Below are 9,843 nucleotides of genomic sequence, written 5' to 3'. Positions count from 1 at the left end.
CGGCCCTGGCGAGTACGGTTGATGGAGGATTAAGAAACGGCATCAAGTACCTACTGCATCACCAAGTCCCCAAAAACTTCAACGAAGACCCAATCAGGGAAGTGGAGAGAACGCACAGGGAATTGTCGATAAACAGTAACGAGGCAATAACCTTCCTAACAGCCACCGAATTGCCGAAAAACCACGTAATGCACAGTGAGGCAAGCAACAACATTGAGGTGGAGGTATCAATAACCATCGGACTAACAAATCCATACAAGATAGAAGGACCAGAGATAAAGACCTGGCTGACGGGAATGTCGACAATAAACATGGCAATAATCATAAACAAGCCACTAGCAATACAGGCAATGATAGACGCAATAACACTTGCAGCCCAGGCAAAGGCACTAACACTCGCTGAGTTAACTGGTAATAGGATGCACGGAACAACCTCCGATGCAATAGCAATACTAACACCAATAAATGGTAACAGGGAACCCTACGCAGGGCCAGCAACAGCGATAGGCAGAGCCGTAGTTTACGCAATACGTGGTACATTAATTAAGGCATATGAAATTTACAGAGCCAGCCCTGAGCCTTCGGGTGACCCCTAGTATACCCTCTCTAACGCATTTCATTAGTATTAAAAATCCTCGTAGCGCCACATTTATAGCACCAATAACATCCCTATCACCCTCAAAGCCACAGTAATTACACACCACCTTATCCCTAACCCTACCTAAGTAAGTACCACATCTCGGGCATGTACTACTCGTATACTCAGGCTCAACAAGCACTATGGGTATTGAATCCCTAGTAGGCACGATTACCTCGCCCCTATAACTCATCCAGAACCAAGAAACCTTAACAGCAGGGCATTTACTAACACTCTCACTAAACCTGCTTGTAATTAGATCCCAAATAGCCTTCGCCCTGACTAAGTCATGCTTATATCCACTGAACTGCCTGAGATCCTCAAGAACTAGACCGATTAACGTGTTATGAACCCTCTGTACACTATGCATAGCCCTTACTATGGCACCTAGTGTTTTACTGATGATGTTACTCGTTAACTCGACACCACGGTATTTATCTGTACCTGGATAATTAATACTAACTACATAGGCCCTAGTCATAGCATCATATATACCTAACGGCACTAACGAAACGCCATTCTGCCTAGCATATACAACCGCTAGATCATTAAGCAACCTAGCCCTACTACCAACAAAGGCAACAACAAAACGCCTTACACCAACATCAATGCCCATTGCCGTTACATCCACGGCAGGTACATACCCGTCCTTCCCTTTCCTATCCCTATCCATATCCGTCACCTGGATACCACGGGGCAGGACTACGGACTACTCCGCAGTCACCGCCCCTTATCACTAGCATAGTGGTGGGGCGGGTCCCACCCCATGAATATCCAGGTGACGGATATCAGCCTTTCTTTTAAATCATTAATCATTTTTCAGGGATTCATCATACTATACAGCTCAGGATATCCGAGAACTAAGCCATCGGCTCAGTCCCTCGGTATCCATCATCCTCTCCTTCCTCCTCCCCCTGAGCGGGGGGATTGAAAAGAGGAAGGGGATTTTTAACGGGTTTGCCTGCCGTGGATGTGATAATGATGGACTATTGCGTTATTTCGTTTAGCAGTTTGTTGCGTAGTTCCTTTATTTCGTGTATTTTTATTTTCAGTTGCTCATTAATACCCATGTAGAGCGCTTCCCCTGGCTTTATCTGGCTTAGTATTTCTTTAAATCTTGATAGTGACTTGGCTGGTCCACTATGGCTTGTTATTATTGTCGGCGTATTTAGGTCTTCAATGTTTAATTTACCAATACTGTGTAACACCATCCATACGTTTGTGAGTCCTCTCGTCATCCTAATTATCCTTAGTAGTGCATCGTCTCTTATGGGCAGTATTGTTACGTCATCTAATATTAGCACGTTATTATTGCCTTGGTGACACATGCTGTTGAGTATTAGGGCTGTTGCTAAGTATACTCCCCTAATGTCTCTGCTCTGGATTATTGTGGTTATTCCCTTGTTTTCATTATTATTGCTTGGTTCAATTATTATATTACGTAGTAGCATTATTCGTTCCAAAAGCCATGCTGCATGTGCATTACGTGGATTCTTAGCCAGGTACCCCAAGTATTTTATATAGCTATTATAGGTTTTATATCTATATGCCGTGGAAGTTAGTATTGTTATTCCGGGTCTCGTACTTAATTCCTCATAGGAATCGAGTATTAAGAATAGATTATCACGTATGCATGCCCAAGGTATTGATGGTTTTATTATAATCCCTACTGCATCACTTGACTTTTGTGTCACATAAGATACGGCCGAACCCACTAACTTATGCCTCATCAGTCCTAATGCAGTTATCATTGTGGTTTTACCAGAACCTGGCGGTCCTATCACTGTTAACGGCCTGTCGCCTAGGTCAAGTAGTATCCTCATTATTTTTCCTTCCACCTTCATTTCCCGAGCCCAGGGCTGGCCTAAATCGCCTACGAGGATTCTCCAGGGCTAAACCCTGAAGATTTTTCCTCGCGGTTCATGCGTTGGCATTAATTACTATCAAGCCTACATGCCTAGTCACCATGGTTATTAAACCCCTGGTTCCTTTAAGTAATGATTATCATTGCTTCCTCGATGCACCATATCCAGTGTATCTATTGATAAAAACTTGTAAGCATCATAATTGCACCTTTTTCAGTGCATGCCCTGCACACGGTATTTTTACGTACATGTGCATGATTCAATAAACTTAAAATGCGCTTATTGTGTAATTATATTATGGAGTTAGGGCTCGTTGGATCAGGGGGTAGTCAGTATGTGGAATTCATAATGCCGTACTTAACCGGGTATAAGCCGTTTATTGCGGTTTATGATGCGATGGGTATTAGGGTTGTTGATGGTGGTAATGTTGTTAGGACTCAAGTGATGGGTAGTGATTATGCTATTGTTAAGGGTTATTTCGTTAATTCCAGGCCCTATATAGTGGACATTAGTGTTGGTGGTGACGGAACCAGGTTTCTACCGGCATTATTTAATCAATTAATTAGTAAGGTATCTCCAGGTGGTGGAGGCGGTGATGCCATATTATACATTTTGGAGTTTAAGGTTCCTAATGATGTAGGCATATCAGTAAGGTTTCATAAGGAGATTAGGAAGTGCTTCCTTAAATATGGACATATATGGATTGGCCGTGAGGTCTGCTTTAATGTGAATAGGTGGAAGGAAATCTTTTCTAGGTATAGGGGTGCCTTTATTCGTGTTTATTCGATTCACGTGAGCGTTAATGATGCTCTGCACATCGTCGATGCCATAATTAATTCGATTAAGGGAAGGATTAGTTACCTTAATGAGGATTTGAAGTATGAGTTGAGGGCTTATCGTAGGGCTAGGTTGAGGAATTTGATTGCCGAGTTTAATGAATTATTGAAGAATTGGGAGTCATTTAGAGCTTCATTAGTGAGTGGTAATGCAAGTCGTTAGGGATATTAATAGTTGCGGCTTAGTAATTAGGGAGTACCGCGTTGATAATAAGCAGGGTAGTATTAGTTCCCTATTTGTTGATTTGACTATGGCTGATTATGTTGAGCTTATTATTAGGGATAAATGGAACGATGGCCTCATTCATTATCCTTACAGAGTTATTTACACTCGTGATGGTGACCTAATACTCGTTAGGACCGAGAGCTACAGCGATAACAAATTAAGGAAACATAGGGCAAGTGCTTGTCCATTTAAAAAATGCCGTTACTTGCTTGGTCCGTTATCAAACACTCGATTTGTAATTAGGTTAATTGGTTTCCATAATGCCGACCCCGTGATTAGGATCCCGTAATATCAATTTAAAATTAGCATTGCAGTTTATGCCTTGATATTTCCCTGTAGTTGTTTCCCCTGGCCAGTATTAGGGATACGTTTTCAATTAGTAGTGATTTGTCCAGGAGTTCCTTCTCGATTCCCATTTCGCGGGTTGTCTCAAGTATATTCTGCGGATTTACCTTCTTTGATTTTATGTATGCAATCGTTATGTGTGGCTTGAATTCACCGGAGTACTTATCATTCATTGAAATGCCTGAGTCTCTTAATATACTCACTATGATTGACCTCAACTTACTCAATTGCTTATTATTAATGATCTCCACGGCAAGTACCTTGGGCCTTAGGACGCTTGGCAATAATATTAATTGCCCGAGCTTAGCCCTGAAGCACGGCATTGAGCCTATGCTTACCCCGACCCTATCGTCAACCCCCTGACTTGGTCTATCATCACCAATGTATGTAATGGTTATGTGCATGTTCTCCCTCTCCACAGGCATCACGGGTAATGCCCTAATTAGTGACGTTACGTCTAAATCCCTAATGAATACTCCGTAGAAATAGCCCACAAGTTAACCCTCTGGGTATTAATCTAATGTTTTTCGTAGCGTTACTGTTCAGGCATTAATATACGTAAGGGTGATGATCGTATTCAGTTGTCCTTAATTAACGGGGAATTAAAGGAAAAATGAGGACTTGGGGTATGAGGGTTGCAATGCGTTTAAAAGGGATGCGCCAATAGGCGGTGGGTATAGGTAATTGGTAGAGGGCTTGGGTTATTGTAATGGTAAAGGAAGATGCGATGTCAGGACTAGGACCAATTAACCTAGATCTTACGCACCTCACAAAAGCTTTATAAGCTGGTTCATTTGACATTTGTACCGTGTCAAATACCGTAAAGATCACGGTCAAGAGGACGCCGATGGACTATGTTGAGAAGAGGAGGAGGCCTGATTGGTGTCCTGGCTGTGGTGACTATGGAATACTCCAGGCCCTCTATCAGGCTTTAGCTGATTTGAACCTTGATCCGCATAACGTGTTCCTAGTTTCCGGTATTGGTTGTTCTGCCAAGACTATTCACTATGTTAATGCTAATGGTGCTCATACACTCCATGGTAGGCCTATACCATATGCAACTGGTGTTAAGTTGGCTAATCCAAACCTTGAGGTCATAGTGATTGGTGGTGATGGTGACTTGATGGGTATTGGCGCTGAGCACCTTGTTCATGCTGGTAGGCGTAATGTGGACTTCACGGTTCTTATGTTTGATAATGGTGTCTACGGCCTAACTAAGGGTCAGGCAAGCCCAACGCTTAAGAGAGGCACCAAGACCAAGGCCTTGGCTAGGCCGAATATTTACGATGCTATTAACCCAGTGGTTTTAGCGCTATCCGTTGGCTTCACCTTTGTCGCGAGGGGTTACGCCTACGATGTTAAGCACTTAGCTTTACTGATAAAGGAGGCAATTAGGCATAAGGGTTCGGCATTCATTGATATACTGCAACCATGCCCAACATATAATGACATCAATACCAAGGAGTGGTATGAGGCTAGGATCTATAAGCTTGAGAATGAGCCTGGTTGGGACCCTGTGGTTAGGAACCCAAGTGAGGAGGAGGTTACGAAGAAGCTCACACAAGCATTCCTAAGAGGCATGGAGTGGGGTGACAGAATACCAATAGGCATCTTCTATCAGAATGAGTATGTGCCGACCTATGAGGAGAGGATCCTAGAGCAAATGCCAAATTACCTAAAGGCGCCACCAGCCCTAAGCCCACTCTACGGTCCAGACAACTCAACAATAGTTAATGTGGAGGAAATTCTCAAGGAAAAGGAGGTTTGGTGACTCAGTACTTCCTCATTAAATCACCTATTAATTTGAACACGGAATCAACATTACCATTGCCTCTCACATTCGTTAGGGCCGTCATTAAAATAACGAGCCTAACCAAGTGCTTTAAATCCTTAATACCACCCCTATAAACCACCTTAACGCCCTCCATCCCCAACTCACTTGTAAGCCAAACCTCTAGGTTAATGCCGTACTTCCTACCAACATCCTTAACAACCCTGTATATGGCGTCCTGGCACTTGGTCGCGTTAATGGCCACCAATGTACTTGGCGGTTTATATAGGTCGTTCGTAACCTCAACCCTCTCGCCCACGCAATTCCTAAGGGCCTCCACACTTATTGGTAGGTCAGTCAATGCGAGAACCGAACCATTGCCTAGTAGGTACATTGATATTGACCTGGGAGCCTTGGCGAGAAGCATTGGTGAGTTTGGGGATATTATTACCGTACCCACCGCCTTAATAACCCTGCCCAGGGCGCTATAGGCATAGACATCGTTAATACCCAGTGCATTGCCATACTTATTGTGTAGGTCCAGCATGAGCTCTACGAACTTTGAGGAATCCATCTGTTTAAAGGTAGTGTTGATCGCTTTATTTTTAATTTAACCTCGGTATTAAAGGCTGTGTTACATGTAAAAGTCAAGCAATTTAGAATTTTATAGAATAAGTTATGTAAAATTTCGTGCAATATTAATTGATTATGTGCGATAATGATTCCAATTTTCAAAAGAGTTATTGTTAAATTAAGAATTCATTATTTTTAAGAAATTATCAAAATTATCCATAAAACCATTTAGCCTTTTCCTCTTGTACGTATTGTGAAGCCCTACCGAAGGATGGGTACCCACATTGCGGGTAGGGTACAAAATCCGTAATCAACACAGCCACGGCTGGCTTTAATGCCTTCACGAGTATCGGCTTAGTTATATTTGAGCCATATACTGCGATTACAAAAGCATAGGCCCCAGGGCCTAAGGTTACGTTGAGCCATGTGGGTCCATTACCGGTAACGCACTTTATATAGCCATAATCATTGCTGGGAACGAAAGTGCTATTCAGGGAGCCGAAGGCTAATAATTGCCATGTGGTCATGGGGGTTACACATACGTATACTCCAGGTTCTAGGTAGAACTCGCTGGTTATGTAGTAAGTACCGTTGAGGTAAAACTCGGCTGCCTCTGCTGATCCAACGCCTGGTATGTTAGGTGGGGCCAGCCAATCCTCATTACCTGGTATTGGGTAGATGGTAAGGGTTTTAGGGAGTGACGGCGCTTTACAGGGTACGTAACCCAGCACCTCGATTAGATTATTCATATAGTAGGTGCTCACACCGTAAGCCACTAAGCCAACTATGATAATGGCACCAAGTAAAATAGCAATGAAAAGATAGAAGTCGATTTCTATTTTGACAACACGGGTCATGGATGCTCACTAATTAACCAGAGCAAGTCTGAGTTTTAAAGGCATATGCGGGCCCTTGGCCTCCTGCATACGATATATAATATATGTAGCCTGGTGGGAATGTATAGGACCACGCATTAGTGGTCGTTGTCTGTATGGTGACGGAGCCGCCGCTGCTGTAGCCATTTATGGAGATGCTGACGCTAGCGGTTAATAGAGTTGTTGATGTTTGTGATACAGTCATGGTCGTTGATTGCACAGCGTTACACGTATTCAATGTTGATATTACACTACTAAACCCATTATTGAAGTTTATCGAGTAAAAGCCTTCAGTAGTTCCATTGGGGAAGGTGACCGTTGAATATACTTGATTTGGCTCATTCTCGTCTGAGGTCGTGCCAGGTGGTAATATTGGTATTATTTTAAGGTACGGCGCATTCTCTACCAAGACTGGCCCAAGGTCCTGGGCTACGTATGGCTGGGTGCATGGTTCATACCCAGCGACAACCGGCACCATTTTTGTGTTGTAAATCGCCCACTCATCAAGTCTAAAGAGTCCGACTGCTGCACCATTATTTGCATTAATGGTAATTGATAAACTTGATGATGCTTGGCTAGTTAATGTGACTGGGCCTGAGCTGAATGTGTAAGTTGCTGTGTATGTGAGACCCTGCATGGCACTTGCGTAGCCAGCATATGGTGAATTCAGTAATATTATAGGGGTCCAGTAAATACCTTCAGCAACCTTGGAGCCCAGTTCACATACATAACCGCCAAGATTAGGTGAGGCGGATGCGAGGATGTAGTTTGTGCTGACTAATATCGACATGGCAACAATGAGCGCTGTTATAAGTAACCATCTATGGATTTTCATACTATTTTAAGTTTTTCTCAAGACTTTTTTTACTTCGGATGTTCTTAAAAGTGAACCGTACAGTATTATCTGTAATACATTGAAAGATTAGATATCTAACGATAATGTATTTACTATTTTTAAATGACAGAAATGGTTCTTATAGTTTTTACGAACATCATCAAATACATCAAAGTCCAGCAAAAACTATGAGCGTATGGTCACTCACTGTAATGAAGCCGACTACCGTTGTTTTACATGATAGAACGAGCCCAGTGAGTTTTATATTTTGTTTTTGGATTTTCCAGCCTGTGGAGGATTCGATTGAGGATTTATTGGTTGGTGTTGAGGATGGTGATGCCGAGGCCTTTATGAGGTTGGTTAGTCTTGTTGAGGATAGGTATAGGAAGGTGCTCTATACAATGGGTTATGTTGAGCTTGGTGATTACCTACTCGTTAAGGCCTGTACCTACATACTGCTGAGTAGTGATGGTGCGGCCTACGTACTGTTCAGCGGTGATAAGCCTGAGGTAATGAGCCTCGAGGCTGTTGGCGGTATTAATGAGGTGGTTGATGAGGTTTGTGGTTCGGAAGAGTAATAATTGGTTACTACTTCGTATTACGATTTTTAATGTTACGAAAGATTTATATTACGGTATTAAGTATTACGTATGTGGGTTCCACAGTGGTTCTTACCGTTAGGGTTAGAAGGGAATTGAAGGAGAGGGCCGAGCAACTTGGCATAAACATTAGGGAAGTCGTTGAGAGGGCGCTTGAGGAGGCAATTGAGGAAAAGGAGATAGAGATACTGAAGAAAACGGCTGGCGAACTTAAGGAATTGCTTAGTGGCGTCAGTGTGGAGGAGGTTGTTAGGTTGATAAGGGAGGATAGGGATGCAAGGTAAGTACTTATTCGATGCATCAGCCCTGTTTTTACTAATTCAACGAGGCGATATTATTATTGAGAGGACGGTAATCAGGAACATCCATATCCTGCATTTAACAATATACGAAGTGGGCAATGTACTATGGAAGGAGACATACATATTCAAGCGTGTTAAGGATCCCCATAGAATCGCTGAACTAGTTCAGGAAATGATTAAGCGTATTAACATACTCGCCGACCCACCACTCGCCGAGGTATTAAAACTATCCCTGAGTAGGGGGTTGACCTTTTATGATGCAAGCTACGTATATGCCGCAGAGAGCATGGAGATGACCCTAGTGACTGAGGATAAGAAAGTACTAAGCTCAACGAAGAACGCCATTAACTTTAAGGAATTCATCGATGCCGTAACACGCAATGATGCGTGACCTTAGCTAGAAATGGATATAAGTGCTGCCGCAATGATTAAATTGCGTGAAGATGACCGCCATGACTGATCATAGGTGATGAGGAACTTGGGTTCTGGATCTACTTTACTGCTATTGGTTCCGTAAATTCCGCATATAGTTTTTCCAAGGTCTTTATAACGTCGCTATTTAGGTAATTGCCGTCGGCCGCTTTAACGTACTTCACTAACTCGTCAATGCTCGTTGCCGTCACCATTACTGTGTTTATTGGGTAGGTAAGCACGTACTTAATGGCCAGGGTCTCCAGGTCCATACCCAGGGACTTGGCTATGGGCCTTACCCTCGTGTTCGTGAATTCCACAGCCCTGACAAGCCAATCCCTATCCCTAAGGCTCCTATGGTCTCTCGATCCAAAGTTCATCTCCTGCCTATCCGTTAGCACATTTGATGCATGCGGGACCCTCGTTATTAATCCTACGGCATTCTCCATGCCACGCCTTATTAATGTCCTACCGGGTTCCTGCTCGAGGATGTTAAACACAAACATTATCGCCTCATAGCCCTCATCAATTGCCACCAATCCCTCGCTAAGCACGTTGGTCTCAGGGC

14 protein-coding genes are annotated in these 9,843 nt (G+C 43.1%); 7 read left to right on the top strand and 7 right to left on the bottom strand.

Annotation, left to right across the window (positions count from 1 at the left end; all coding sequences use genetic code 11):
• A partial coding sequence (locus ACP5L5_RS11000; RefSeq protein ID WP_428763774.1) for an adenosylcobinamide amidohydrolase occupies positions 1 to 596 on the top strand: 596 nt, incomplete at its 5' end.
• Here the strand turns inward: ACP5L5_RS11000 and ACP5L5_RS10995 are convergent.
• Together ACP5L5_RS10995 and ACP5L5_RS10990 are read right to left on the bottom strand one after the other, a co-directional pair.
• On the bottom strand, positions 540 to 1,310 hold the full coding sequence (locus tag ACP5L5_RS10995) for a zinc ribbon domain-containing protein (RefSeq protein ID WP_428763772.1): 771 nt from the start codon (positions 1,308 to 1,310) through the stop codon (positions 540 to 542). The genes ACP5L5_RS11000 and ACP5L5_RS10995 overlap by 57 nt on opposite strands.
• Before the next feature lie 313 nt (positions 1,311 to 1,623).
• Positions 1,624 to 2,481 (bottom strand): hypothetical protein, encoded by an 858-nt coding sequence (locus tag ACP5L5_RS10990; RefSeq protein WP_428763770.1) that lies wholly within the window; start codon positions 2,479 to 2,481, stop codon positions 1,624 to 1,626.
• Positions 2,482 to 2,799: 318 nt separating this feature from the next.
• Between ACP5L5_RS10990 and ACP5L5_RS10985 the strand changes: the two genes are divergently transcribed.
• Positions 2,800 to 3,501, top strand: coding sequence for a hypothetical protein (locus ACP5L5_RS10985; RefSeq protein ID WP_428763768.1), 702 nt, complete (start codon positions 2,800 to 2,802; stop codon positions 3,499 to 3,501).
• Positions 3,488 to 3,853, top strand: coding sequence for a hypothetical protein (locus tag ACP5L5_RS10980; RefSeq protein WP_013605264.1), 366 nt, complete (start codon positions 3,488 to 3,490; stop codon positions 3,851 to 3,853). Before ACP5L5_RS10985 ends, ACP5L5_RS10980 begins: the two co-directional genes overlap by 14 nt.
• Before the next feature lie 13 nt (positions 3,854 to 3,866).
• Here the strand turns inward: ACP5L5_RS10980 and ACP5L5_RS10975 are convergent, their stop codons facing one another.
• Positions 3,867 to 4,403, bottom strand: coding sequence for a 2'-5' RNA ligase family protein (locus tag ACP5L5_RS10975; RefSeq protein WP_428763766.1), 537 nt, complete (start codon positions 4,401 to 4,403; stop codon positions 3,867 to 3,869).
• A 353-nt stretch (positions 4,404 to 4,756) separates the two neighbouring features.
• On the opposite strand from ACP5L5_RS10975, the gene ACP5L5_RS10970 reads away from it, so the two are divergent.
• A complete protein-coding gene (locus ACP5L5_RS10970) occupies positions 4,757 to 5,680 on the top strand; it encodes a 2-oxoacid:ferredoxin oxidoreductase subunit beta (RefSeq protein WP_428763776.1) in 924 nt (307 codons plus the stop codon).
• Between the two features lies 1 nt (position 5,681).
• On the opposite strand, the gene ACP5L5_RS10965 is transcribed toward ACP5L5_RS10970, so the two are convergent.
• From ACP5L5_RS10965 to ACP5L5_RS10955, 3 genes are all read right to left on the bottom strand, one after another.
• Complete coding sequence (locus ACP5L5_RS10965) at positions 5,682 to 6,254, bottom strand: hypothetical protein (RefSeq protein WP_428763764.1); 573 nt, start codon at positions 6,252 to 6,254, stop codon at positions 5,682 to 5,684.
• Positions 6,255 to 6,465: 211 nt separating this feature from the next.
• On the bottom strand, positions 6,466 to 7,110 hold the full coding sequence (locus tag ACP5L5_RS10960; RefSeq protein WP_428763763.1) for a hypothetical protein: 645 nt from the start codon (positions 7,108 to 7,110) through the stop codon (positions 6,466 to 6,468).
• 13 nt (positions 7,111 to 7,123) lie between these two features.
• Complete coding sequence (locus ACP5L5_RS10955) at positions 7,124 to 7,963, bottom strand: hypothetical protein (RefSeq protein ID WP_428763761.1); 840 nt, start codon at positions 7,961 to 7,963, stop codon at positions 7,124 to 7,126.
• A 290-nt stretch (positions 7,964 to 8,253) separates the two neighbouring features.
• Between ACP5L5_RS10955 and ACP5L5_RS10950 the strand changes: the two genes are divergently transcribed.
• The 3 genes from ACP5L5_RS10950 to ACP5L5_RS10940 all read left to right on the top strand — a co-directional run bounded on the left by ACP5L5_RS10950 (position 8,254) and on the right by ACP5L5_RS10940 (position 9,255).
• On the top strand, positions 8,254 to 8,541 hold the full coding sequence (locus ACP5L5_RS10950; RefSeq protein WP_428763760.1) for a hypothetical protein: 288 nt from the start codon (positions 8,254 to 8,256) through the stop codon (positions 8,539 to 8,541).
• 74 nt (positions 8,542 to 8,615) lie between these two features.
• The gene (locus tag ACP5L5_RS10945) at positions 8,616 to 8,846 is read left to right on the top strand and encodes a DUF4145 domain-containing protein (RefSeq protein WP_428092761.1); all 231 of its coding nucleotides are present in this window, start codon (positions 8,616 to 8,618) and stop codon (positions 8,844 to 8,846) included.
• On the top strand, positions 8,836 to 9,255 hold the full coding sequence (locus tag ACP5L5_RS10940; protein WP_428092759.1) for a type II toxin-antitoxin system VapC family toxin: 420 nt from the start codon (positions 8,836 to 8,838) through the stop codon (positions 9,253 to 9,255). The genes ACP5L5_RS10945 and ACP5L5_RS10940 overlap by 11 nt, the downstream gene beginning before the upstream one ends.
• 100 nt (positions 9,256 to 9,355) lie before the next feature.
• On the opposite strand, the gene ACP5L5_RS10935 is transcribed toward ACP5L5_RS10940, so the two are convergent.
• Positions 9,356 to 9,843, bottom strand: a 488-nt coding sequence (locus ACP5L5_RS10935; protein WP_428763758.1) for an aldo/keto reductase, incomplete at its 5' end; no start/stop codon positions are given.

The organism is Vulcanisaeta sp., assembly GCF_049966235.1.
Taxonomy (GTDB): Archaea; Thermoproteota; Thermoprotei; order Thermoproteales; family Thermocladiaceae; genus Vulcanisaeta; species Vulcanisaeta moutnovskia.
This window is presented reverse-complemented; position numbering and strand designations above follow the sequence as displayed.